Source organism: Thermoflexus hugenholtzii (assembly GCF_018771565.1).
GTDB classification, from domain to species: Bacteria; Chloroflexota; Anaerolineae; order Thermoflexales; family Thermoflexaceae; genus Thermoflexus; species Thermoflexus hugenholtzii_A.
The window spans coordinates 2,255,092-2,278,967 of sequence record NZ_CP076326.1 but is presented as its reverse complement, the minus strand read 5'-3'; the positions used below and the strand labels follow the sequence as shown (position 1 = coordinate 2,278,967).

Sequence of the window (23,876 nt, the reverse complement as noted above, 5' to 3'; positions counted from 1 at the left end):
GCCTACCGATAAACCTCCCGATAGCGTTCAATGATCCTCATGGCAATCAGGTTCAGGACCAGGGTGATCAGGAAGAGCACCAGGCCCACTGCGAAGATCGTGCGGAACTCCAGGGTGCCGTGGGGGGTGTCCCCCAGGCTGACCTGGACGATGTAGGCGGTCATCGTCTCGATCGCCCGCCGGGGGTCCAGGGTCAGCGTCGGCCGCTGCCCGGCGGCGATGGCCACGATCATCGTCTCCCCGACGGCGCGGGAAGCCGCCAGGATGAACGAGGCCGCGATCCCGGAGAGGGCCGCCGGGATCACCACGCGCACCGCCACTTCCAGGCGCGTGGCACCCAGGGCGTAAGCCGCCTCCCGCAGCGAAGAAGGGACCGCATACAGGGCGTCCTCGCTCAGGGAGGAGATCAGGGGGATGATCATCACGCCCATGGTCAGGCCGGCGCTGAGGGCGTTGAAGGTCTCCAGATCCGGGATGATCCGCTTCAGAAGGGGCGTAACGGTGAGCAACGCGAAATACCCGTAGACCACGGTGGGGACGCCGGCCAGAAGCTCCAGGGCGGGCTTTAAGACGGCCCGGACTCGCGGCGAGGCGTATTCGCTGAGATAGACGGCGCTCAGCATCCCCACCGGCATGGCCAGGGCCAGCGCCACCGCCGAGGTGAGGAACGTTCCCGCCACCAGCGGCATGATCCCGAAATGTTTCTGGGCGAACAGCGGCGTCCACTGGGGATCCAGCAGGAACTCCTTCAGAGAGACCTGCTGGAAGAAGGGGAGGGCCTCCACCAGGAGGACCGCGACGATGCCGATGGTGGTGAAGACGGAGACCATGGCCGCGAAGAACAGAAGGGCCTGGACGGCCAGCTCCCCCCATTCCCGCCAGCGGGCCGCCATGCCCCTCTGGAGGCGGGCCGCGGAGATCTCCACCGCCGAGCGAGCAGTCAGCCCCATGGATCCCGGCTCCATGAGCGGAGGGTCCTGCGAGGGGGCGGCATCCCCAAAGGCGCCGCCCCCTCGCCCATATCCAGTATAGGCGATCCAGGCCGTTCCCGGACGCCCGGAAAGCTTCACTGCTCCGCTTTCAACAGGTCCTCAATCGACAGTCCCACCGGGGGCTCGCCCTTAAACAGGGTCCCCACCTTGCGAGCCTCGAAGCGCTTGAGGGCCAGCTGGTAAACCGCATCCGGCAACGGGATGTATCCGACCTGCTTGACCAGGGCGGGGCCCTTTTCGAGGTAGAACCGAACGAAGGCCTCCACCTCCGGGCGATCCGCGGCCTTGCGGCTCACGTAGATGAAGAGGGGACGGGAGAGGGGCTGATAGGTTCCGTTCCGCACCGTCTCCTCCGAGGGGAGCACGCAGCCCTTCCCGTTGTCAATGGCGACCGCCTTCAGTTTGTCCTGGTTCTCGATGTAGTAGGCGAGGCCGAAATACCCCAGGGCGTATTGATCGTTGGCCACCCCCTGAACCAGGACGTTGTCGTCCTCGCTGGCGGTGTAGTCGCCCCGGCTGGCCTTGGCCTTGCCCACGATGGCCTCGGTGAAATAATCGAAGGTCCCGCTGTCCGTGCCCGCGCCGTAGAGATTGAGGGGGGCGTCCGGCCACTCCGGCCGCACCTGGTTCCAGCGGGTGATCTTCCCCTGGGCGTCTGGCTCCCAGATCTTCTTCAATTCCGCCACGGTCATGCAGGCGACCCAGTCGTTCCGGGGGTTGACCACCACCGAGAGGGCGTCATAGGCCACGGGGAGCTCGATGTATTCGATGCCGTTCTGGGCGCAGGTGTCGATCTCCTTCTGCAAGATGGGGCGTGAGGCGTCCGAGATGTCCGTCTCGCCGTTGCAGAACTTCTTGAAGCCCCCGCCGGTGCCGGAGATCCCCACCACCACCTTCACGTCGGGGTGGAGCTTCTGGAACTCCTCACCGACCGCCTCCGTGATCGGGTAGACGGTGGAGGACCCGTCGACCTTGATCTCGCCGCTCAGGCGGGCGGGCGTCTGAGCTGAAGAAGGGGACGGGGGAGTCGCTGTCGCCGCCGGCTGGCACGCCGCCGCCGCGATCACCAGCAGCGCCGCAGCCTTGCTGAGAACGGAACGCCATTTCATCGCACACCTCCCATCAGTTAGGTGGAGTGAATCGGGGAGGGAGCTCGGGCGCCTCTTCTCCCCGCGCCAGGCCATCGCTTCTCCGCATGCGCGGCGCGACGACCCGGCCCGGCGAGAGGAGATCTACTTCGAGCCCCGCTTCCCCCGGCGCGCCGGAGAAGCGGCGGCGCGCACCTCCACGCGGATCCCCTGCTCCCTCAAGAACGCGCGGAGGGCTTCCGTGTCCGGCAGGCTCAGCAGCACGTAGCGCCCCTCGCGCTTGAGAAGGATGTGGTAGTAAGGACGCCAGCCGGCCTCCGCATAGGCATAAACCGGCGGATCGATCTCCCAGCCGGAGTCAAGGGCGAACAGCAAATCGGCCAGATCGGCGTAGCCGGGCTGCAGGCCCTCCGGCCGGTGCTGCAGCCGGCCCCACGCCGGCAGGCCCTCCGCGAACTCCTCCGCCACCGAGGGGCGCATCTTTCCCTCCCGGGTCATCGGCGATCGGAACCGATCACGCCGCCTGGCGCCACGCCCGCAGCTCCCGACGCAGCGCCTCCAGACGCTCCAGCTCCGCCAGCATGCGTCGCAAGCGGAGCCCCTCCTCATCCTCCCCGTTGCGCACCATCCGGGTGAGCTCCTCCCGGAGCTGCCGGAGCCGCTCATCGATCTGCACCACTGTCTCCATATGCAGCCTCCTTCTCCGAGATTCCACCCTCATCTTACCGGCGTCCCCTCAAAGCGGGGTGAAGGGACCTTCCCGGTTTCTTAAAAGGATCGTTAAATCTTTTTGACATCAACGCCTTCGCTCCGGAGGGAGAAGCCACGGCCGTCTTCCTGGGGGAAGCCGAACCGCCTCCCCACGGACTTATCTGGTTCGCAGGGCCGTGCGCGGATCCAACGGGGGGCGATCCGGCGGTCCGCTCCCCCGCATCCATATCCACCGTTTTGTTTTACAATTTCCTAAGATGCGAACTCCTTCGAAGCGTCATAGAAGTCTGATCCTCAGGCTTGTGTGGAGCAGAAAGGGGCGGCCGATGACGATCCCTTTTGAGTCCCTGCGTCAAGCGCTGGAGGAGGAGCGGAGCCGCTTGCGGGAGGAGCTGGCGCGCCTGGATGCCCGGGCGCCGGAGGGCATCGGCTACCATGATCACATGGCCGATGATGCCACCGATGTGATGGATCAGGCGACCCGGGTAACCCTGCGCCGTCACCTGGAGGCCCGCCTGCGCGAGGTGGAAGCCGCCCTGCGACGGATGGAGGAGGGCACGTATGGGATCTGCCAGGAGTGCGGCCGGCCGATTGAGGTCGCCCGGCTGAAGGCTCTCCCCTTCGCCGCCTTCTGTCTGGAATGCCAGGCCCGTCGGGAGCGGTGAGCCGGACGCGGGAGGGATGCGCGACGGGGGCCGTCCGTGAACAGGGGCGCGAACGAGCGGGCGGGAGCGTGCGAAGGTCTTCGGAGATCGGATCCATGCATCCGCATCGAGATCCGTGGACGCTTCCCTGGATTGGGGCCCTGCCCGCGCCCGGCGAGGGCGGCTTCGATCCCTGAGGCGGACGTTCGGGGCTTGCGTGGAACCATGCAGCGCGTGGAGGAGGATTGCGGATGGGGCGACGCAGGTTGTTATGGGCGGTGGCGATCCTGACCTTCGCCGCCGATCAGGGAAGCAAGGCCTGGGTCCGGGAGAACCTGGCCCTGTATGAATCGTGGGCGCCCATCCCGGCCCTGGCCCGCTATTTCACGTTCACCCATGTGACCAACACGGGGATCGCCTTCGGCCTGTTCCGGGAGTGGGGCTCCGTCCTGGTCGCCGTGGCGGTGGTGGTCATCGCCTTCCTGTTGCTCTACACCCGACAGCTTGCCACCGCCCGCTGGCCGGTTCAGATCGCCCTGGGCCTGCAGCTGGGCGGGGCCTTCGGGAACCTGCTCGACCGGCTGCGCTTCGGCTTCGTCACCGACTTCCTGGACTTCAAGTTCTGGCCGGTCTTCAACCTGGCCGACAGCGCCATCGTGGTCGGGATGGTGCTGTTGCTCCTCTTCCTGGAGGAAGACAAAGCGCGCGCCCCGGCCGCGTCCCCCCCGCCGGAGGATCCCGGCCAGAACCCGTGACGCGACGCCTGGATCGATCCCATGCATGCCATTGAGGTCCGCCACCTTCACAAATACTACACCGTCCATCACAAGGCCCCCGGTCTGATGGGCTCCGTGCGCTCTTTCTTCCGTCGGCAGTATCGGGTGGTCCGGGCGGTGGCGGACATCTCGTTCACCATCGATCCCGGAGAGATCGTGGGCTTCCTGGGGCCGAACGGCGCCGGCAAGACCACCACCCTGAAGGTCCTGGCGGGCCTGTTGCACCCCACCGCCGGCGAGGTCCGGGTGCTGGGGTTCATCCCCCAGCGTCGGGAGCGGGCCTTCCTGCGCCGGATCACGCTGGTGATGGGCCAGAAGCAGCAACTGCTATGGGATCTGCCGGCCATTGAAACCTTCCTGCTGAACCAGGCGGTCTACGGGATCCCGGAGGCGGAGTTCCGACGCACGCTGGATGAGCTGGTCGAGCTGCTGGATCTGGAAGGATTGCTCACCAAGCAGGTGCGCAAGCTCAGCCTGGGGGAGCGCATGAAGTGCGAGCTGGCCGCCGCCCTCCTCCACCGACCGCAGGTGCTGTTCCTGGACGAGCCCACCATCGGCCTCGATGTAACCATGCAGGCCCGGATCCGGGAGTTCATCCGGGAATACAACCGCCGCACGGGGGCGACGGTGCTGCTGACCAGCCATTACATGGCCGACGTGGCTGCCCTCTGCCGGCGGGTGCTGGTGATCCACCGGGGGCGTCTGCTCTACGATGGGGACCTGGAGGAGCTGGCGGAGCGGGTGGCCCCCTACCGCGTCGTGCGGGTGACCATGGCCCAACCCCTTCCCGTCAGCGCTCTCTCCCCATATGGGGAGGTGCTGAGCCTGAACTCCCACCGGGCGGAGCTGCGGGTGCCGCGGGCCCGCACGGCGGAGATCGCCGCGGCCATGCTGACCGCCCTCCCGATCACCGACCTGGCCATCGAGGAGCCGCCGGTCGAGGAGGTCATCCGGCGGGTGTTCGCGGAGGCCTCCGCGTTGGAGATCGATGAATCGGGATCGCAAGAGGAAGGGGAATGAACGGCTCCCCGCGCCCCACCACGCTCTCGGAAGGATGGGCCGCTGCGGCCGCCACGCTGCGGGCCTATCCCACGCTGTTGCGTATTTACTGGGCCCGCACCCTGGAATACCGGATCCAGATCCTGATCTGGATCCTCTCGGGGGCGGTGCCGCTGGTGATGCTCGCTGTTTGGCTCTCCATGGCGCGGGAGGGCCCCGTCGGCTCCTTCGACGCGGGGACCTTTGTGGGGTATTATCTGGCGGCGATCTTCCTGCGCCGCATGACGGGCGTCTGGATCGTGTGGGAGCTCAACCGGGACATCCGGACCGGGGGGTTGAGCGCGCGGCTGCTCCGTCCCCTCCATCCGCTGCATTACGATCTCGCGCGCACCCTGGCCTCCCGCCCCCTGCAGGCCCTCCTGGTCGGCCCGCCCATCGCCCTGGCCCTCTATCTGTATCCGGGCCCTCAACTGGATCTCGCCCCTGTGAACGTCGTCCGGGTCCTCCTGGCGACGTTCCTCGCCCTGTTGCTGGAGTTCTTCTTCCAGTATGCCATCGGCCTCACCGCCTTCTGGACCTCCCAGGCGGTGGCCTTCCATGAGGTCTGGTTCTTCATCAAAGCGCTGGGATCCGGTTATGTGATCCCCCTGGCCCTGATGCCCGAGGGGATCCGGAACGCCCTCCGCTGGACGCCCTTCCCGCTGATGCTCTCCTTCCCCCTGGAGATGCTCCTGGGCCGTCTCCCTCCGGACCGCATCGCGCAGGGGTTCCTGGCCCAGATCCTCTGGCTGGCGGTAGCGGTCTCCCTGGTGACGTTGCTCTGGCGGCTGGGGATCCGACGGTATGAGGCCTTCGGTGCCTGAAACGGTCGGCGCATTCCGACCGCGGGCCGAAGGCCCTGATGCCGATTGAAATCGGCCTCTTCGGGCGCTATGCGCCGGGTGTCGGCCTTCGCCGACGCGAAGGGTTTTCTCGGTCGGCGCAGGCCGACCGTTGGCCGAAGGCTTTCGCGCCGATTGAAATCGGCCTCTTCGGGCGCTATGCGCCGGGCGTCGGCCTTCGCCGACGCAAAGGATGCCTTTTTGGTCGGCGCAGGCCGACCGCGGGCCGAAGGCTTTCGCGCCGATTGAAATCGGCCTCTTCGGGCGCTATGCGCCAGGCGTCGGCCTTCGCCGACGCAAAGGATGCCTTTTTGGTCGGCGCAGGCCGACCATCGGCCGGAGGCCTCTGGAGGCCGAATTCATTCGGTGTGCGGGCCGGTCGTCGGCCGGAGGCCTTCGCGCCGATTGAAATCGGCCTCTTCGGGCGCTATGCGCCGGGCGTCGGCCTTCGCCGACGCAAAGGATGCCTTTTTGGTCGGCGCAGGCCGACCATCGGCCGAAGGCCTCTGGAGGCCGAATTCATTCGGCGTGCAGGCTGGTCGTCGGCCGGAGGCCTTCGCGCCGATTGAAATCGGCCTCTTCGGGCGCTATGCGCCGGGCGTCGGCCTTCGCCGACGCAAAGGATGCCTTTTTGGTCGGCGCAGGCCGACCATCGGCCGGAGGCCTCTGGAGGCCGAATTCATTCGGCACACATCTATCCCGGGAGGTGAGGGGAAGATGACGGAGATCTTGCCCGTCGGCAAGCTCCCGCTGGAGTGGATGCGGCGCCTGCTGGATTACCCCATCTCGGACCCACGGGTGCGTCTGGGGCCTGGAGTGGGACTGGATGCCGCCGTGGTCGAGATGGGGGACCGATGCCTGGTGGTCAAGGCAGACCCCATCACCTTCGCCACTGAGGCCATCGGCTGGTATGCCGTCCAGATCAACGCCAACGACATCGCCACCACCGGCGCCGCCCCCCGCTGGATGCTGGCCATCCTCCTCCTGCCGGAGGGGCGCACGGACCGGGCGCTGGTGGAGGAGATCTTCGGGCAGCTGCGCGCCGCATGCGAGGCCCTGGGGATCACCCTGATCGGGGGCCACAGCGAGGTGACCTATGGGCTGGACCGGCCGATCCTCGCCGGTTTCATGCTGGGGGAGGTGGAGGCGGAGCGCCTGATCACGCCGCGGGGGGCGCGGGCGGGCGATCGGTTGATCCTGAGCAAACCCATCGCCATCGAGGGGACGGCGGTGATCGCCCGGGAGAAACGCGCCGAGCTGTTGCCGGTCTTCGGGGAGGAATTCCTGCGGCGGTGCGCCGATTTCCTTTACACCCCCGGGATCAGCGTGGTGGAGGACGCCCGGATCGCCCAGCGCGCCGGGCGGGTGCACGCCATGCACGATCCCACCGAGGGGGGGCTGGCCACCGGGCTGTGGGAGCTGGCGGAGGCCGCGGGCCTGGGCCTTCGGGTGGAGGGCGAGGCCGTGCCGGTGTATCCGGAGACCCAGGCGCTGTGCGCCCATTACGGGCTGGATCCGTGGGGGTTGCTGGCCTCAGGCTCCTTGCTGATCGCCGCCCCTCCGGAGGACGCCCCGGCCATCCGGGAGGCGCTGATCGCTGCCGGGCGCCCGGCCGCCCTGATCGGCGAGCTGCGGCCGCCGGAGGAAGGGCGATGGATCGAGCGAGGGGGCCGGCGGATCCCTCTCCAACCCTTCCCCCGGGACGAGCTGGCCCGCCTCTTTGAAGGCTGACGCTCCGGAAAGGCTTCTAAAGCTGCTTTTCGCCGCGTCCGGCGGACAGATCCCGTCGCGGGATCTGGCCCCCCAGCCCCCACCTTTTCCGCCCTTGCTGGGTATTCCATGGTGGAAACGATCCTCAAGGAGGTGGATCATGATCCGTATCCGGCAAGGGCTTCGGGTTGCGGGCTTGGGCCTGGCCCTCCTGGGAGCAGGAGCGCTGGCCCTTCTCAGCGTGGGGGCGGCCACGCGCCCTTCCTGGGGAGATCCGGCGCGTCCGGTGTGGTATAAGGGGCAGTGGGTTCCCTTCGGGGAGCTGATCGCCCGAGGCGTCGAGCCGAAGTGCCATGACGGGGCCGGCCCAGGGGTGATCACATGCTACGACACGAACGAGGAGCTGGCCGCAGCGACCGGGCTCGACCTGCCGAACACAGACCCCGAGAGGGTCCGCGCTCTCCGGGCTGCCATGGACGGCGGTTCGACGCCCACACCTTCCCCCCGCTACGTCCCGGTCTGGTATTACGGGCAGCTGGTTCCCTTTGAAGCGCTCCTGGCCCAGGGGATCGAACCCCATTGCCATGATGGGCGGGGCCCGGGCATCGTGACCTGCTACCGCACAAACGAGGAGCTCGCAGCGGCCACCGGGCTGGAGCTGCCGGGCGTTCATCCGGAGGCGGTAGAAACCCTGCGACGCCAGGGAGCCGTCGTCCCGGTGGCCTGCGCATATTACGCGGTAGTGTGGGAGCACACATATTACGGAGGACGGAACTTCGCGCTGTGCTATGACTACAACGATTTCCGCGCCATCAACTTTAACGATATCACTTCGTCCATCTGGATCCCCTCCGGGGCAGGGGCCAGCACTTACTTTGAACATATCAACTACGGGGGAGATCGCCGCACCTTCACCGTGAGCGTCCCGGATCTGACGGCTTATGGCTTCAATGATCGGATCTCTTCCGCACGGCGAGGTTACTGAACACTGGACCTCACCACGCGCTCCGGAGGGATGGGTGGATGGATGAGGCCCAGGCCGTTGAGCGGTGGCAGCGGGGCGATCCGGAGGGACTGGAGGTGCTGGTCCGGGCATATGAGCTGCGGGCGCTTCGCACCGCCTATCTGATCCTGCGGGATCGCATGGACGCCGAGGACGCGGTGCAGAACGCCTTCCTGCGCGCCTGGGAACACCGTCATCGGTTCGACCCTCGACGTCCTTTCTGGCCCTGGCTCCTGCGCCTCGTCATCCGGGAGGCCCTGCGCCTGGCCGGACGGCGGGATCGGCATCTTCCAGCCTCTTCTCCCTCCTTCTTGGAGATGGAGGATCCTTTGGAATCCACCTGGGGGGATCCCCATCCCTCTCCGGAGCAGATGGCGGAGCAGGCGGAGCAAAGGCGACGCGTCTGGCAAGCTCTGGGGCTGCTCTCCCCAACCCAGCGGACCGCCATCGTGTTGCGTTACTATCACGAGCTCCCGGAGAAGGAGATCGCCGAGCTGATGGGATGCACCACAGGCACCGTGAAGCACTACCTGTATGAAGGGCGGATCCGCCTGCGAGGCATCCTCGGATCCCCCGGCGCGCCGGACCGAAAGGGAGAGGACCATGGATGAGCGCGAGCTGTCCCGATGGTTAAGGGAAATCGCGGAGGAAGAAATCCCTCGCTCGCCGGATCTCTGGCCGGCTATCCGGGAGCGGATCGCTTCGTCCGCTTCCCGGAAAGCTCGCCTCGGGAAGCTCAGCGGATGGCCTGCCTGGGGAATCCCGCTGCTCCTCGTGGCGCTGGCTGTCGGGGCCATCGCCTCCGCCGGAAGCCTGTGGGAATCCTTTGTGCTGTCCCAAGGCCCGGAGGGGGCGCTCTCCGTTCAGCCATTGCATCTGCAACAGGAACAGGGAGGCTATCGGGTGCTTCTGGAGTGGGTCTATGCGGACTGGAGCTCCATCCGCATCGGCTATCGCGTGCAGGGCCCCGCGGATCCCGGGCAGCGGGCTGCGCTCTCCGAGGTCCTTCTAACCGACGAGGCTGGGCGGTCATTTCCGCTGGAGATGGAGGAGGGGCTGATCGGCGCTTCGGAGGCAATGCAAATGGCGCTGCCTCCTGGAGAGCAGGCTTCCATCCTGTCCTTCGAGAGCGCAGCTTATGCGCCGCTTCCGGAGCTCTTGCGGCTCCGGTTGCGCCTGCGCCTCGCCATTGACCTCCCATCCGGTGTTCGAGAGGAGCGAGGGCCGTTCGTTTTCGATCTCCATGTCCCTGTCCATCCCGGCGTGATCCGGGAGGATCGGCGGACCGTGGTCGCGAACGGGGTCGCCATGACGATGGAGCGAGCGGTGATCGCCCCCTCCGGCGTGCGGGCACAGATCTGTTTCCCGCCGCCGGACCCCCGGCGCGTCTGGCGTCCGCTCCCGGATGGCGGAGCGGTTCGGGAGGAGGGGGATGGTTGCTTTCGTGTTTTCTTCTTCCCAAGGCCCGGCGCGGCCGCGCCGGCTCCCGGTGCCCTGCGCATCCTGGAATTGATCGGCGTGGACCCCAGGGGACAGGACGAGCCGCTCCGGCTGCCCGGGCCATGGGTGTTCCCCCTCGATCTTTCCGGGATCGAGGCACCTTCGCGCCGGTCTTCCGGGATGCCGGACGCCCGTTCCTCCGACCATGGGCCCCGGCATCCGGTTCTCGGAGGAGATCCGCATCCTTTCCGTCCGGATAGCGTCCAGGAACTTTCCGGCACCTCGATACGTTTATAATTTAGAGAGGGCCACCCGAGGGTAGCGCCCGGAAGCTCTGAACCGACCCGCCGGGGGGAACCATGTGGGGCCTTATTTTGCTGTTCATGGGTATGATGCTTCCAACCGTTGCGGACTGCGTGCCGCCGGATGGGGATCCGCAGTTCTGCCCCCGACCTCGTCTCCCGCGGACGGCGGCCTCGATATCGGGCCGCCCCGCTTCGGAAGGAGGCCGTCCTGGAGGGGGTGGGGTGAAGCAGGCCGAGCCGCTGGTGCCCTACACCTACGCCTATGTGAAGGCGCCCGCCCCGACCTATCGCTCCCCGGAGGAAGCCCTCAACGGAGGCGCGCCGCGCCGCGTCTTTCCGGCCGGCTACGTGTGGGTGAGCGTGCACGGGCGGGTCGAGGCGGGCGGGAAGGTGTTCTATCTGATCAACCCGGACGAATACATCGACGCCGCCTACCTGGCCTTCGGGGCGCCGTCCGCATTCCAGGGCGTGGTGTTCAGCGAGCCGCCCTCGCGCCCCTTCGGCTGGATCGTGCAGGCGACGCGGCCTTCCACAGCGCCCGGCCGGGCCCCTGATCCGCAAGCCCCGCTGTTAGGGCGCTACACGCGCATCACCGTGGAGGAAACCCGCGAGATCGGCGATCAGGTCTGGTATCGGGTCGGCCCGGATCAGTGGGTGAAGGCCCAGGCCGTCGGCCTGGTGTTCCCCACCCGACGGCCGGAGGGGATCCCGCCCGGCGCCAAGTGGATCGAGGTGAATCTTTACGAGCAGACCCTGGCGGCCTATGAAGGGGATCGCCTGGTGTTCGCCACCTTGATCTCCTCCGGGCGGCCGTGGACCCCCACCGTCACCGGCCTCTACCGGATCCAGGTCAAGGTGCGGGCGACCCGAATGGACGGGGACATCTTCGGCTACTACTATCTGGAGGACGTCCCCTGGACCATGTTCTTCTATCAGGGATATGCCCTCCACGGCACCTACTGGCATGACCGCTTCGGGTTCCCGCACAGCCGCGGGTGTGTGAACCTCTCCCCGCGGGACGCCCGCTGGCTCTACGAGTGGGCGGAGCCTTACGGGGATCGGCCCCTGGTGCGAGCCACGCCGGACAACCCCGGCACCTACGTGTGGGTGCACCGCTAAAGCAAACGAAGGGCCCGGCTCCCGAAAGAGCCGGGCCCGCGCGTTCCGGTCGGATCAGGCGGATGGGGGGAGATACTTCCCCAGGATGGGGGCGAGATCCCGCTTGAGGGATTCGGGGACGAGGGAGAGGTCGGTGGCGAAGGCGTGCTGGAGGGCGCTGCCGCAGGCACACGGCCGCTCCTCCGGGAGCGTCCGGGCCAGGACCCGGATGGCCTCCTTGGCCAGGGCCACGTTGGCCGCCAGACGCCGGATCACCATCTCCGCGGTCACCGGCTCCTCGGCCTCCCGCCACACGTCGTAATCGGTCACGTGGGCCATGGCCGCGTAGCAGATCTCTGCCTCCCGGGCCAGCTGGGCCTCCGGCACCGCGGTCATGCCGATGATGTCCGCCCCCCACTGGCGCCACACCCGGCTCTCCGCCTTCGTGGAGAACCTCGGCCCCTCGATGGTGATGAACGTCCCCCCCTTATGCACGGTGCCCCCCACCGCCTTCACGGCCTGATAGACGTATTCGCTCAGGTGGGGGCAGAAGGGGTCGGCCATCGAGATGTGGACCACCAGGCCGTTGCCGAAGAAGGAGTAGGCGCGCTTGCCCTTGGTGGCGTCGATGAGCTGATCGGGCACCACGACGTGGCCGGGGGCGAACTCCTCGCGCAGGCTCCCGCAGGCGCTGACGGCGACGATCCGCTCCACCCCGAGGGTTTTCAGGGCGTAGATGTTGGCGCGGCTGTTGATCTCGCTGGGGGAGATCCGATGGCCGCGCCCATGCCGGGGGAGGAAAGCCACCCGCCGCCCCTCCAGCGTCCCGACGATGATGGCGTCGCTGGGATCCCCGAAGGGCGTCGAGATCCGCACCTCCTCCACGTCCCGCAGGGCTTCCATTTCATAGAGGCCGCTGCCCCCGATGATGGCCAGCTTCACCGGCTCCCGCGCCATGGGTCCTCCCTTTGTGCAGGGTGAGCGCCTTTTATGGTAACGGGAAACCATCCTCCATGCAACCTGCGCCTCCATTCCAACCCGGACAGGGCTTGCGCAGGCGCTCCAGTCGGATGATCGCTTTCGGCCACGGAACGGCAGGGCAGCGGTTTCGCCGTCGCCCCGCCCACGCATTCGATTCGAACATAACCCCTCGATCTCCCTGTAAGGGAGCGCTTGTCTTTGATAACGATCGCCGGGGGTGTGTCCCAAGATCGCAGGACAGCTGCTCGCAGTTGTCCGACTCGCCGGGCAGGAGGCGTCCCCCTTGCCCGCCCGTCCTGCTCGTGTTAGTCTTCTTAACAAGTTCTCTCCCGGATCCATCCGCACGCGCGGAGGATTCCGTCCACCGCGAGAGGGGCGGATCCGCAAATCCTGAAGTGCGAAGCTGCAGGAGGCGCCCATGGTTGGAAAGCGCATGCCTCGTGCTTTGCCCTGGCTGGGCCTGGCGGCGCTGGTGGCCCTGACCGCGTGCCGCCCCACGCGCTCCCGCTCCGGCCCCGTGCCCACGGCAACCCCTCCGGGGTTGCTCTTCGGCGCGCCGACGGCGACCGCGACGGTCGCGCCCGCGATGCCGCCCACGCCGACGCTCCTGCCGGTCACCCCCATCATGCCCGAAGGCGCCCCCACGCCCACGCCCTTCTTCTCCCCGCTTCCTCCTCCCACGCCGGTCGCTCCGGCCCCCACCGCCGCGCCGCCCGCCCAGGTGACCCACGTGGTCCAGCCGGGGGAGACGTTGTTCCGCATCGCCCTCCGCTACGGGACCACGGTGGAGGCCATCGCCCGGGCGAACAACCTGATCAACCCGGACTTCATCGTGCCCGGGCAGCGGCTGGTGATCCCGGTCTCCGCGCCGGCCACCGGGACGCCCACCGGGGGCGAGCGGGTTTACATCGTCCAGCCCGGGGATAACCTGTTCCGCATCGGGCTGAAGTTCAACATGCTGTGGACGGTGATCGCCGCCCGGAACGGGATCACCAACCCCAACGCGATCTACCCCGGCCAGCGGCTGATCATCCCCAGCCCATAAACCATGGGGACGTCTCCGGAACGCATGGATCCGATCGCTGCCGAGGTCCCCCTGGAGAGTCGGAGGATCTACGAGGGCCGGATCCTCAACCTGCGGGTGGACCAGGTCCGCCTGCCCTCCGGGGGAACGACGCTGCGGGAGGTGGTGGAGCATCGCGGCGCCGTCGCCATCGTGCCGGTCCTGGACGACGAGCGCGTGGTCCTGGTCCGCCAGTTCCGTTACGCCGTGGGTCAGGTCTCGCTGGAGATCCCCGCCGGCACCCTGGAGCCGGGGGAAGATCCGCTGACGTGCGCCCGTCGGGAGCTGGCGGAGGAGACCGGCTATCAGGCCGCCCGCTGGGAGCGGCTGGGGACCATCTGGCCCACGCCCGGCTACAGCACCGAGGAGATCGTCCTCTTCCTCGCCCGCGATCTGACGCCGGGTCCCGCTCATCCGGAGTTCGATGAAGCGCTTCGGGTGGTCCCCTTGCGCTGGGCGGATCTGTGGGAGGCCATCGAGGATGGACGCCTGCGGGACGCCAAGAGCATCGTGGCCCTGACCTGGGCGGCCCGCCGGCTGGGGAGGATCTGAGATGGCCGAGCAGGCGGCCTCCGTTCGGACCCCACGCGCCTTCCCGATCTTCCCGGCCGCCGTCCTCCTGCTGATCCTCGGGCTGGGGCTGGTGACGGCGGGGGCGCTGGAGTGGATCTACGCCGGGCGGATCTGGCCCGGGGTGTTCATCGGCGCCGTGCCGGTGGGTGGGCTCACCGAAGCGGAGGCGCAGGCGCGCTGGCAGGCCACCCTGCCGGACCCCCAGCGTCCTTTCCTGACCCTCCAGGGCCCTGGGCTCCAGCGGACCCTCTCGCTGACGGACCTGGGCGCCTCTGTGGACATCCCGGGCACCCTGGAAGAGGCGATGCGGGCCGGCCGCGGCCGCGGATGGCTCGACGTCTGGGATCGCCTGTGGATCTGGTGGGCCGGATATGGGGTGGCCCCACGGGTGGTGGTGGAGCTCGAACGCCTGGAGGCGCAGATCGAGGCCCTGGCCACCGCCATCGATCGCCCCCCGCAGGACGCCGCCCTGGAGATCCGGGAGGGGGAGGTCCGGGTGATCCCCGCGCGGGCGGGGATCCGGCTGGACCGCAGCGCCACGCGGGCGCGCCTGCTGGAGGCCCTCTCGGCCTTGCAACCCGTGACGCTTGCCCTCCCGGTGGAGACCGTGCCCCCCTCTCTGACGGAGGTCGAGCCGGCGCGGACGCAGCTGGCGCAATGGCTGGAGGGGCCGATCCATCTCTTCGTTGCGACGGACACGTTAACGGTCACGCTGCCCCTGAGCGCCACCGGCCCGTGGGAGCTCTCCCCCGCCGCGCTGGGCCGCATGATCGCCCTGGAGCGGGTGGAGGCGCCTACGCCCCATCTGGAAGCCCGGCTGGAGGAGGAGCGCCTGCAGGAGTGGCTCTCGCCCATCGTGCAGACCCTGCAGGCGGATCCCGTGGACGCCCGCTTCGTTTTCGATGAAGGCTCGCGCCGCCTGATCCCCATCGCGCCCTCCCGCTGGGGCTATCGGGTGGACCTCCCGACCACGATCGCCCGCATCCGGGAGAGCCTCCGCGGGCCCACCCGGGAGGTCCCCATCGCCCTCACCCTGATCCCCCCGCGCTATCCGGAGACCGTGACCGCGGAGGATCTGGGGATCACCGGGCGGATCGCGCAGGCTGTGACGAACTTCAAGGGCTCTCCGCCGTCCCGGGTGCGGAACATCACCCTGGGCGCCGCCCGGATGCACGGCGTCATCGTCCCCCCGGGGGAGGTGTTCTCCTTCAACGCCCACCTGGGGGATGTGAGCGTGGATACCGGCTTCGAGGAAGCCCTGATCATCTACAACGGGCGGACGATCCGAGGCGTGGGCGGGGGGCTCTGTCAGGTTTCCACCACTCTGTTCCGCGCCGCCTTCTTCGGGGGCTTCCCCATCGTGGAGCGCTGGCCTCACGCCTATCGGGTCGGCTGGTATGAGCGGACCTTCGGGCCCGGGCTGGACGCGGCCATCTTCAGCCCCTATGCCGATTTCAAGTTCCGCAACGATCGGGAGACCCCCATCCTGATCACGGCGAAGGTGGACCCCGAGGCGGGGATCCTCACCTTCACGATCTACGGGGCGGACGACGGCCGCCGAGTGTCCATTGAGGGCCCTTTTGTCTCCAACATCGTCCCCCACGGGCCGGACATCTACGAGGAGGACCCCACCCTGCCGAAGGGCCACGTCGTTCAGGTGGATTGGGCGGTGGACGGGGCCGACGTGCTGGTGAAGCGCCGGGTGGAGCGGAACGGCCAGATCCTCTATGAGGACCGGGTGTTCACCCGCTACCAGCCCTGGCGGGCGGTCTTCAAGGTCGGCACCGGGGAGCCGTGAAGGCCCCTCACGGGCGGACGATCAGCTCGCTGATCAGGAGGCTGTTGTTCACCGCGCTGGAGTAGCCCGGGCTGAGGACGATGACGCGGGCCGCCGGGTTGCCCTCCGGGTAAAGCCCGGTGCGCAGCTGATAGGTCCCGGGCGGGGCGTTCCCCGGGATGGGCAGGGCCAGGGGGTCGCGGACGATCTGCCCGGGCTGCCAGGCGGGGATCGGCGGGTTGGGCTGGGCGTCCCGCTGGGCGACGATCTGGCCGTTCGGGCCGATGAGGTGGACGAAGATCACCAGGGGCTGATCCACCCGCTGCAGGGAGCGCCACTCCAGCGTCGCCGCCACCACCTCTCCAGGCCGGAACGTCCGCTGCGGCAGGTCCGCGGCGTCTAACATCACCCAGTTGGCGAAGTTGGCCCCGATCTCCACCCGCGTCCCGGCGCTGACGGTGAGGGTGAGGGGCTGGCCCACCCCCAGCAAGGCCCCCGGCGGCGGCGTCTGCTCCAGGATCCGCCCGGGCGGCTCCGGGCTCCACACCCGCTCCACCCGCACGTCCCATCCGTAAGAGCGCAGGCCGTTCAGGATGTTGTCGTCCAGCGTGTAGCCGATCACGTTGACCACCGGGAAGACCGGGCCGCCCCGGTTGACGGTGACCCGGATGGGCTCCCCGGGGTGAAGGACGGCCCCCGGCGGAGGGTCCTGCTCGATCACCGCGCCGGCGGGCTGCTGGGGATCCTCCACCTCCCGGACGACGGTGAACCCCAGGCCGAGCCCGGCGGCGCGGGCCTGGGCCTCCGCCACGGCCAGCCCCCGCAGGTCGGGGACCTGGACCGTGGGGACGATGGTGGGGGGCGGGGTGGGCGTGGGAAGGCCGGAGGGGCCGCCCAGGTAGGCCCGATAGACCATGATCCAGAGGGGGATCAGGCCCAGCAGGGCCAGGGCCGCCAGCACGCCGAGGAGCCAGAGCACCCAGTCTCGCTCCTCCGGCAAGGCGGGCGCCGGGGAGATCGGCCGGGTGGTCGCCTCCCGGGCCGGCTCCGGCGGAGGGGCCGGCGTGGCGGCCGGATGACGGCGGAGGAGCACCTGGGCCAGCTGGTCGGCGTTGCGGTAGCGACGGGCGGGCTCCTTCTCCAGGCACGTCAGGATGATCGCGGCCACGTCCTCCGGCAGGGAGGGGTTGAAGCGCCGGGGGGAAGGCGGCCGCTGCGTCAGATGGGCCTGGATCAGCTCCGCCGGCGTGCCGGCCTCGAAGGGAAGGCGGCCGGTGAGCATCTCATAGAGGATGAGCCCCAGGCTATACACGTCGGAGGCCGGCGTGGGGGGGCTGCCGGCCGCCTGCTCCGGCGAGAGATACTGCGGGGTCGCCCAGGTGGTGCGATCGGGATCCCGGGACCACAGGACCGCGGCGATCCCGAAGTCCGCCACTTTCACCTCCCCGGAGCGGGAGACCAGGATGTTTTGGGGCTTGAGGTCGCCGTGGACGATCTGGTTGCGGTGGGCGTAGCCCACGGCGGCGCAGATCTGCAGGAACAGCTCCAGGGCGCGGTCGAGGGCCAGGGGCGCCCCGTGCCGGATGAGGGTCTTGAGGTCCCATCCGTCCACGTATTCCATCACGAAGTAGGGCTGCTCGTTCTCCCATCCGAAGTCGTAGACGGTCACCAGGTTGGGATGGGAGAGGTTGGCCAGGAGGCGGGCTTCCGCCTCCAGCTGACGGCGCAGCTCCGGATCCCGGAGGCGATCGTCGCGGAGCACTTTCACGGCCACCGGGCGCTGGAGGACGGTGTCGAAGGCGCGGTAGACCACCGCGAACCCGCCGCGGCCCAGCGTGCCCAGGATGCGATACCTTCCGGCGAACAGGTTCTCCGCCATCTTCACCTCGATGAAGACGGAGGATATCTCAGCGGCGGGCCGCTGACCCCGGGCCCGTCCCGGATCCCATTATATGCTCGGACGTTCGAAAGGCACGGGGATCACTCCGGCCTCGGGGGAGGGGCTTCCTGGGGGATCACCGTGAACACGCGGAGCTGGTTGTGGCGCAGCACGTGAACCGCGAGGGGCTGCCCGGGAGGCCAGTGGGCCAGGAAGCGATGGAGCTCCCCCAGGCTCCTCACCGGCTGGTCCCCCACCCGGACCAGGATGTCGCCTTCCTGGAGGCCGGCCCGGGCCGCGGGACCCCTTCGATCCACCTCCACGATCTCCAGCCCCGCGGCCTCCGGAGGCCAGGGGATCGGGCGGACCTGGACCACCAGCCCCAGGTAAGCGCGGCGGATCCGTCCCTCTTTGATGAGCAGCGCCGCCACCCATTCCGCGGTGTGGCTGGGGATGGCGAAGGCGATGTTCTCCGCTCCGAGAAGGGTGGCCACGCAGACGCCGATGACCTGGCCCCGGCTGTCCACCAGCGGGCCGCCGGAGTTGCCGGGGTTGAGGGCCGCGTCGGTCTGGATGATGTCCTCGATGATCCGCCCGCCGGGACCCTGGAGCGCCCGGCCCAGGCCGCTGATGATCCCGGCGGACACCGTGAACTGAAAGCCCAGGGGGTTGCCGATGGCGACCACCAGCTGCCCCAGCCGCAGGCGCGAGGAATCCCCCAGCCGGGCCGCCGGGAACGTCCCCTCGTGCTCCACCCGCAACACGGCCAGATCCGTGACGGGGTCCTCCCCGATCACCCGCGCCGGGAACGTGCGGCCATCGATGAGGGTGATCTCCGGATGGCGGATGGGGCGGATCACGTGGCTGTTGGTCAGGAGATAGCCGTCCGGGGTGATGAAGAAGCCGGAGCCCATCAGCTCGACCGCCGGGCGGCGCCGGGGCGATTCCGCCGGCCGGATGCTCACCACCGCCGGGCCCACCTGCTCCACCACCCGGATCACCGTCCGCGAGTAAGCGTCCAGCTCTTCCTCTTCGGGCGTTGTCATTTGGCCTCACCTCAACCTTCCCGCGCTCCGCGCTTCCCGGATTCCCGGATGGCGCGAGGGGATCGGCTTTCAAAATCAATCCGGACGCCCGAGAACACAGGGCCTTCCGGATTTTCTAAGCAGGTGGATATGTGGGGCAACTGCGAGCAGTTGCCCTACATGCGGAAAAACTGGAAAACCCCGCCGAGAACGGGCGAGGCCTCGGCACCGGACGGGATGACGGTCGAAATGAATGGCTTTCGCCCCGGGCCCTCCGTCTTCGATGATGCAAGGGTCGCGGCGGAAGCCGTTCCTACGAAAGACGGTTTTTGTAGGAGGATCTTTCGCCCCGAACCTTCCGCCTTCGATGACGCAAGGGTCACAACGGACACCACCCCGACAACCCCAAACCCCTGGCTCTCGATGACGCAAAGGTCGCGGCTAAAGCCGCTCCTACCAAAAGACGATTTTTGTAGGAGGGGCTTTAGCCCCGAATCTGTCTTCGAGGCCGCAAAGGGTCCTGGTGAAGGCCATCCCTGCAACCCTGAACCTCCGTCTTCGATGACGCGAAGGTCGCGGCGAAAGCCGCTCCTACCAAAAGACGATTTTTGTAGGAGGGGCTTTAGCCCCGAACCTGTCTTCGAGGCCGCAAAGGGTCCTGGTGAAGGCCGTCCCTGCAACCCCGAATCTCCGTCTTCGATGACGCAATGGTCGCGGCGAAAGCCGCTCCTACCAAAAGACGATTTTTGTAGGAGGGGCTTTAGCCCCGAACCTCCGTCTTCGATGATGAGATGGTCGGAATGGAAGCCGCCTCGACAACTCCGGACCTCCAGTTTTCGATGACACAAAGGGTCGCGGCTGAAGCCGCTCCTACCGTTCGAACCCTGTCTTCCCGATCCCGCAAAGGTCGCCGCGAAAGCCGCTCCTACAAACATGGATGCCGAAATGAATTTCGGATTACGGAGGGGGCTTTCGCCCCGAACCCTTCGGCTTCGACGGCGCAGGGGTCGCGGCGGAAGCCGTTCCTGCGAAAACCGGTTCGGCTCCCGGCCTCTTCCCGCCTGTCCCAGCTCAGGTTTGAACCTCAGAGCGATTGCCACCCCTCAAATTAATCGTGGGCCGAACGGCTGTCAATGCCGGCGCCGGGAACCATGAGGGCGCCTGGTCCTGGGCCCCGGAGCGGGCCGGCGGGTCCGCGAACACGAGATGTGTGGTGCCCTTCCAGGAGCTCAACGCGCGCCTGGATGAATACCTGGCCCGGGAAGGCTGGCGCCCCGAGGAAGTGCGCCGCTCGTGGATGACCGATCTGATCTTCGGCCGGGATCCGGCGGAGGCGCGGCGAAAGCGCGCAGGGCGCCCGGAGGAAGCGCTGCGCGCTCGAGGGATCCGGATCGGCACCCCCGCTGCGCTTCAGGAACAAGCGGAGCGGCTGGGGGAGGCCGGGGTCTACCGGGTGATGCTTCAGTGACTCGAGCCGGACGATCCGGAGGGACCGGAGCGGCTGGCGCGCGCCCTCCTGGGGGAGTAAGATCATCATGCCAGGCACCGTTGATCGGCGCGTCGAGCTCAGGAGGTGATGGCGGATGCGCCTGTGGGATGTGCGCGCAGGTCTCCAGGCGCTCCAGACGCTGGGGCGGCTGGCCGAACAGACCAAAGCGGCCCTCGCCCGACGGATCCAGGGAGAGCCGCTCCCTGAAAACGCCCAGGCCACCCTGCACCACGCCCTGGACCACCTCTCCGAAGTGCGGGAGGGGTTCATCCTCAGCTTGCGGACCTCCGCGGTCCCTTCCTTCGCCGAGCTGCGCGCCCTGGTGGAGCGGGTGATGATGGACTGGTCCGCCTGGGAGGCCGCCGGGTTCCGGTTCATGCCGGCCTTCCAGCTGGCCCGGCCCGGAGATCAGGTCTTCTTCTTCCACCACGCTTACATCGCCATGGGGATCCTGCCCCGGCTCCCCGATTACGCGGTGACCTTCCCTCACCAGCGCCGGCCCACCTACGCGGACATCCCGGTGCCGGGCACGCCCGGGGAGGTCCTGGACCGCATCGAGGAGATGGAGCACGTGGTCTGGGTGGCGGAGAACGCCGATCTGGAGTCGGCCCCTGCGGATTCCGTCCGCCGCACCTACGCCTTCTTCGAGGCCAGCGCCTGGCTGGTCGCCACGGAGCTCTCCCGGTGGATGGGCCGGCGGGGATGGCCCGGCCTCCGGCCGGAAGGGTAAGGGGAGGAGGGGAGGATCCCCTCACTCCGGGACGCCGGGCTCCCGCAGCCGCCGCTCCAGCTCCTCCACCCCCGGGATCGTCGTCGCGCCCGTCCAGACGTGAACCAGACGGCCCTGGGCATCGAACAGAGCGAGGGAGGGGGTGAGCCGCAACCCCCACCGCTGGCCGAAGGCCCGCCCGGCCGGGCTCAGCGCCTCCACGTAGAGCACCTTTCCACCCTGCCACTCCCGCTCGAGCCTGCGCACGGCAGGCTGGATGGAGAGGCACCCCAGTCAGTAGTTCGAGAACCAGTAGACCAGGACCGGCCGTCCGCTCCGCCAGGCGGCTGCGATCTCCTCCTCCGAGAAGAAGGGCGCGGACGGCTGCGCCCGTCGGGACAGCCCGAAGGCGATTAGGGCGATCAGGAGCAGGAGCCAGATCCCCCAGCCGATCCCGCCCGCGCGTCGCAGCCCCAGCACGACGGCCAGCCCGAGCAGGGCCGCTCCCCCGAGAACCAGGAACGAATAACGGTTCACCACCTCCAGAGGCCCCATCCTTCCCCTCCCGGAGAGGCTATCGCACGATGATCCGTCGCCGCACCAGGGTATACCATCCGGTGATCCCATCCAGGCGGTCCGCCGGGGTGTTCAATAACGCCCCCACCTGGATCCCGGAGATCCGCTCGTCCACCGCGAACGTGTAAACCGGATAGTAGAGCAGGATGGCCGGCGCCTTCTTCTGGAAGAGCTCCTGAAAGCGCCAGTAAAGCTCCCGCCGGCGGGCGATGTCAAAGACCCGGCGGGCCTCCTCGATCACCTCGCTGATGTCCCGATCCCGGAACCCCCCGTAGTTCTGCCCGGTTTCCACCTGCGTCTCGTGCCAGAGCGGGTAAGGGTCCGGATCCCCGGGGACCATGATCTCCACCAGGGCCGCGTCGAACTGGCGAGGGGCCAGCACCTGTCCCACCAGATCCCCGGGGATGGGATCGACGTCCACCTTCACCCCGATCTCCTCCCATTGTCGAGCGATCTCCTGGGCCAGCACCTCATGGAAGCCATCCGCGCTCGCGGCGAGGCGGAACCGGAGCACCTGATCCCCCTTCTGCCGGATCGTCCCGCCCTCCGGGATCACCCATCCCCGTGCTTCCAGAAGGGCTCGGGCCTTCGCCGGATCATAAGGGACCGGCGGGAGCGCGGGATGGCGCGCCCAGTTCCCCGGCGGGATCGGGCTGTCCGCCACCACGCCCTGGCCGGCCAGGAACCGATCGATCAGCCGCTGGCGATCCAGGGCCAGCCAGAGGGCCTGCCGCACCTCGGCCTCTCGGAAGAGGGGAGAAGCGTGGTTCAGCAGGATGGCCTCGTAACCGGAGAGCACGGCGGAGAACAGGTTCAGCGAGGGCAGGGCGCGGACCTGATCCAAATCCGTGGGGAAGATCCGGGCGATGCCCTGCACCTCCCCCGCCCGGTAAGCCTGAAGGGCCGTGCGGGTGTCCGGGAAGATCCGGAACTCGAGGCGCTCGAGCAGCGGCGGACCCCGGAAATACTGCGGGTTGGCGGAGAGGACGATCTGCTGGATCCGCCCCTCCTCGACGCGGACGGCCTCCACCCGATACGGCCCGGTGCCGATGGGGTTCAGGTGGAAGGGATGGGTGTTCAGCTGGGCCGGCGGGACGTCGCGGAGGCGATGGGCCGGCAGGATCCCGAAGGTCAGCAGATCGGGGAAAAGCGCCAGGGGCTCCGGCAACCGGAACTGCACCGTCAGGCTGTTGACCGGGACGACCTCGATGGATCGCCAGAGACGGGCCCGTTCCGGCGGACCGGGCAGCTCCTCGGACTGGAGCAGGCGCACCGTGAAGAGCACGTCCTCCACCGTGAAAGGAGCCCCGTCGTGCCAGCGGACGTTCGGGCGCAGGTAGAACGTGTAGCGCAGGCCGTCCTCGGAGACCTCCCAGCGCTGGGCCAGGTCGCCCACCGGAAGCCCCTGCTCGTCCAGCCGAACCAGGCCGTTGAAGATCAGGCGCGTGAGCTCTCCCTCGGGATCCCCAGGCTGGACCTGGAGGGGATTCAGGGTGGTGATCGGACCCACGATCGCCTCCGTGTAATGTCCCCCGCGGGCCGGGACCGTCTCCACGCCCGCCCGCAGGATGAGGGAGAGCATCATCGTCCCCAGGCCGAGGGCGGTGAGGGTCAGGAGGATCAGGGGGAAGTAGAGCCCGCGCGCCAGGGTGGGATCACGTGGACGGGTGGCCATCGCCTTCCTTCAGCCGGTGGGGGTGCCGGTCACGATCACGTTCACCACCGCCAGGACCAGGAAGAGGACGGCCAGGAAGATCGTGAGGTTGAAGACGGTGCGCTCCAGGCCCCGCCGTTTCCGGGGCACTCCCACATCCCCCAGGCCGAACACCCCTCCCAGCTGCGAGGAGCCGGCCTGCAGCAGGATGATGGCGATCAGGGCGATCGCCAGCAGGATCTGCGCGATGTTCAACGCCGTAGCCACCGCTTTCCTCCCTCGAAAGGTTCCCGCTCCCGACCGGAGCCCCTCCATTATAACCTGATCCCCGCCTCCACGACAGATCCCCTCCCCCCACCGGACAACACCCCCGCCCCCCACCGCTCCCATTTCTCTGTTTGAACTTTGTAATATCGCGCGAAAGCGCTCATATTCGGCGTATTTCTCGCGAATGTTTCAGCGAAAATTTCGATATAGTGCAATATATACGCAAAACAATTCGG

26 protein-coding genes are annotated in these 23,876 nt (G+C 68.1%); 15 read left to right on the top strand and 11 right to left on the bottom strand.

The window, feature by feature from the left end; genetic code table 11:
• Positions 1 to 2 precede the first annotated feature (2 nt).
• The 4 genes from pstC to KNN16_RS10270 form a co-directional block, all read right to left on the bottom strand.
• Positions 3 to 893, bottom strand: coding sequence for a phosphate ABC transporter permease subunit PstC (gene pstC / locus KNN16_RS10285; protein ID WP_369685899.1), 891 nt, complete (start codon positions 891 to 893; stop codon positions 3 to 5).
• Between the two features lie 173 nt (positions 894 to 1,066).
• Positions 1,067 to 2,101, bottom strand: a complete 1,035-nt coding sequence (locus KNN16_RS10280; protein WP_303896750.1) for a PstS family phosphate ABC transporter substrate-binding protein — start codon at positions 2,099 to 2,101, stop codon at positions 1,067 to 1,069.
• 123 nt (positions 2,102 to 2,224) lie between these two features.
• Positions 2,225 to 2,560 (bottom strand): hypothetical protein, encoded by a 336-nt coding sequence (locus KNN16_RS10275; RefSeq protein ID WP_303896749.1) that lies wholly within the window; start codon positions 2,558 to 2,560, stop codon positions 2,225 to 2,227.
• A gap of 34 nt (positions 2,561 to 2,594) precedes the next feature.
• Positions 2,595 to 2,768: a hypothetical protein gene (locus tag KNN16_RS10270; protein WP_159461723.1), complete on the bottom strand. Its 174-nt coding sequence runs from the start codon at positions 2,766 to 2,768 to the stop codon at positions 2,595 to 2,597.
• A 349-nt stretch (positions 2,769 to 3,117) separates the two neighbouring features.
• Here KNN16_RS10270 and KNN16_RS10265 point away from each other — a divergent pair, with 349 nt between their 5' ends.
• From KNN16_RS10265 to KNN16_RS10220, 10 genes are all read left to right on the top strand, one after another.
• Positions 3,118 to 3,456 carry a TraR/DksA C4-type zinc finger protein gene (locus KNN16_RS10265; RefSeq protein ID WP_299284551.1) on the top strand — a complete coding sequence of 113 codons (339 nt, stop codon included), beginning with the start codon at positions 3,118 to 3,120 and terminating at the stop codon, positions 3,454 to 3,456.
• Positions 3,457 to 3,686: 230 nt separating this feature from the next.
• Positions 3,687 to 4,190 (top strand): signal peptidase II, encoded by a 504-nt coding sequence (gene lspA, locus KNN16_RS10260; protein WP_299284554.1) that lies wholly within the window; start codon positions 3,687 to 3,689, stop codon positions 4,188 to 4,190.
• 21 nt (positions 4,191 to 4,211) lie between these two features.
• A complete protein-coding gene (locus KNN16_RS10255) occupies positions 4,212 to 5,231 on the top strand; it encodes an ATP-binding cassette domain-containing protein (protein WP_303896748.1) in 1,020 nt (339 codons plus the stop codon).
• Entirely contained in the window at positions 5,228 to 6,073 is an 846-nt protein-coding gene (locus KNN16_RS10250; protein ID WP_303896747.1) for an ABC-2 family transporter protein, read from the top strand. The genes KNN16_RS10255 and KNN16_RS10250 overlap by 4 nt, the downstream gene beginning before the upstream one ends.
• A 38-nt stretch (positions 6,074 to 6,111) precedes the next feature.
• Complete coding sequence (locus KNN16_RS10245) at positions 6,112 to 6,660, top strand: hypothetical protein (protein ID WP_303896746.1); 549 nt, start codon at positions 6,112 to 6,114, stop codon at positions 6,658 to 6,660.
• A 148-nt stretch (positions 6,661 to 6,808) separates the two neighbouring features.
• A complete protein-coding gene (locus KNN16_RS10240; protein WP_299284563.1) occupies positions 6,809 to 7,822 on the top strand; it encodes an AIR synthase family protein in 1,014 nt (337 codons plus the stop codon).
• 139 nt (positions 7,823 to 7,961) lie between these two features.
• Entirely contained in the window at positions 7,962 to 8,786 is an 825-nt protein-coding gene (locus KNN16_RS10235; protein WP_303896745.1) for a hypothetical protein, read from the top strand.
• Between the two features lie 38 nt (positions 8,787 to 8,824).
• On the top strand, positions 8,825 to 9,415 hold the full coding sequence (locus KNN16_RS10230) for an RNA polymerase sigma factor (RefSeq protein WP_303896744.1): 591 nt from the start codon (positions 8,825 to 8,827) through the stop codon (positions 9,413 to 9,415).
• A complete protein-coding gene (locus KNN16_RS10225; protein ID WP_303896743.1) occupies positions 9,408 to 10,541 on the top strand; it encodes a hypothetical protein in 1,134 nt (377 codons plus the stop codon). Before KNN16_RS10230 ends, KNN16_RS10225 begins: the two co-directional genes overlap by 8 nt.
• A 230-nt stretch (positions 10,542 to 10,771) precedes the next feature.
• Positions 10,772 to 11,668 carry a L,D-transpeptidase gene (locus KNN16_RS10220; RefSeq protein WP_303896742.1) on the top strand — a complete coding sequence of 299 codons (897 nt, stop codon included), beginning with the start codon at positions 10,772 to 10,774 and terminating at the stop codon, positions 11,666 to 11,668.
• 54 nt (positions 11,669 to 11,722) lie between these two features.
• Here the strand turns inward: KNN16_RS10220 and mtnP are convergent, their stop codons facing one another.
• Positions 11,723 to 12,604, bottom strand: coding sequence for an S-methyl-5'-thioadenosine phosphorylase (mtnP, locus tag KNN16_RS10215; protein WP_299284569.1), 882 nt, complete (start codon positions 12,602 to 12,604; stop codon positions 11,723 to 11,725).
• A gap of 442 nt (positions 12,605 to 13,046) precedes the next feature.
• Between mtnP and KNN16_RS10210 the strand changes: the two genes are divergently transcribed.
• Genes KNN16_RS10210 through KNN16_RS10200 form a run of 3 tightly spaced genes read left to right on the top strand, consistent with a single transcriptional unit; the run spans position 13,047 to position 16,062 of the window.
• Entirely contained in the window at positions 13,047 to 13,673 is a 627-nt protein-coding gene (locus KNN16_RS10210; protein WP_303896741.1) for a LysM domain-containing protein, read from the top strand.
• 24 nt (positions 13,674 to 13,697) lie between these two features.
• The gene (locus KNN16_RS10205) at positions 13,698 to 14,243 is read left to right on the top strand and encodes an NUDIX domain-containing protein (RefSeq protein ID WP_303896739.1); all 546 of its coding nucleotides are present in this window, start codon (positions 13,698 to 13,700) and stop codon (positions 14,241 to 14,243) included.
• 1 nt (position 14,244) lies between these two features.
• The gene (locus tag KNN16_RS10200; RefSeq protein ID WP_303896738.1) at positions 14,245 to 16,062 is read left to right on the top strand and encodes a VanW family protein; all 1,818 of its coding nucleotides are present in this window, start codon (positions 14,245 to 14,247) and stop codon (positions 16,060 to 16,062) included.
• Between the two features lie 7 nt (positions 16,063 to 16,069).
• On the opposite strand, the gene KNN16_RS10195 is transcribed toward KNN16_RS10200, so the two are convergent.
• Together KNN16_RS10195 and KNN16_RS10190 are read right to left on the bottom strand one after the other, a co-directional pair.
• On the bottom strand, positions 16,070 to 17,920 hold the full coding sequence (locus KNN16_RS10195; RefSeq protein ID WP_299284581.1) for a protein kinase: 1,851 nt from the start codon (positions 17,918 to 17,920) through the stop codon (positions 16,070 to 16,072).
• 101 nt (positions 17,921 to 18,021) lie between these two features.
• Positions 18,022 to 18,966, bottom strand: coding sequence for a S1C family serine protease (locus KNN16_RS10190; RefSeq protein ID WP_303896735.1), 945 nt, complete (start codon positions 18,964 to 18,966; stop codon positions 18,022 to 18,024).
• A 1,192-nt stretch (positions 18,967 to 20,158) separates the two neighbouring features.
• Here KNN16_RS10190 and KNN16_RS10185 point away from each other — a divergent pair.
• Positions 20,159 to 20,413 carry a hypothetical protein gene (locus KNN16_RS10185; protein WP_303896734.1) on the top strand — a complete coding sequence of 85 codons (255 nt, stop codon included), beginning with the start codon at positions 20,159 to 20,161 and terminating at the stop codon, positions 20,411 to 20,413.
• A gap of 115 nt (positions 20,414 to 20,528) precedes the next feature.
• Positions 20,529 to 21,164, top strand: a complete 636-nt coding sequence (locus tag KNN16_RS10180; protein ID WP_303896733.1) for a hypothetical protein — start codon at positions 20,529 to 20,531, stop codon at positions 21,162 to 21,164.
• A 21-nt stretch (positions 21,165 to 21,185) separates the two neighbouring features.
• Here the strand turns inward: KNN16_RS10180 and KNN16_RS10175 are convergent, their stop codons facing one another.
• The 4 genes from KNN16_RS10175 to secG form a co-directional block, all read right to left on the bottom strand.
• Positions 21,186 to 21,374 carry a hypothetical protein gene (locus KNN16_RS10175; protein ID WP_303896732.1) on the bottom strand — a complete coding sequence of 63 codons (189 nt, stop codon included), beginning with the start codon at positions 21,372 to 21,374 and terminating at the stop codon, positions 21,186 to 21,188.
• A gap of 63 nt (positions 21,375 to 21,437) precedes the next feature.
• The gene (locus KNN16_RS10170) at positions 21,438 to 21,698 is read right to left on the bottom strand and encodes a hypothetical protein (protein ID WP_303896730.1); all 261 of its coding nucleotides are present in this window, start codon (positions 21,696 to 21,698) and stop codon (positions 21,438 to 21,440) included.
• A gap of 19 nt (positions 21,699 to 21,717) precedes the next feature.
• Positions 21,718 to 23,394 (bottom strand): peptide ABC transporter substrate-binding protein, encoded by a 1,677-nt coding sequence (locus tag KNN16_RS10165; RefSeq protein ID WP_303896728.1) that lies wholly within the window; start codon positions 23,392 to 23,394, stop codon positions 21,718 to 21,720.
• 9 nt (positions 23,395 to 23,403) lie between these two features.
• The gene (gene secG / locus KNN16_RS10160) at positions 23,404 to 23,640 is read right to left on the bottom strand and encodes a preprotein translocase subunit SecG (protein WP_159461721.1); all 237 of its coding nucleotides are present in this window, start codon (positions 23,638 to 23,640) and stop codon (positions 23,404 to 23,406) included.
• Positions 23,641 to 23,876 lie beyond the last annotated feature (236 nt).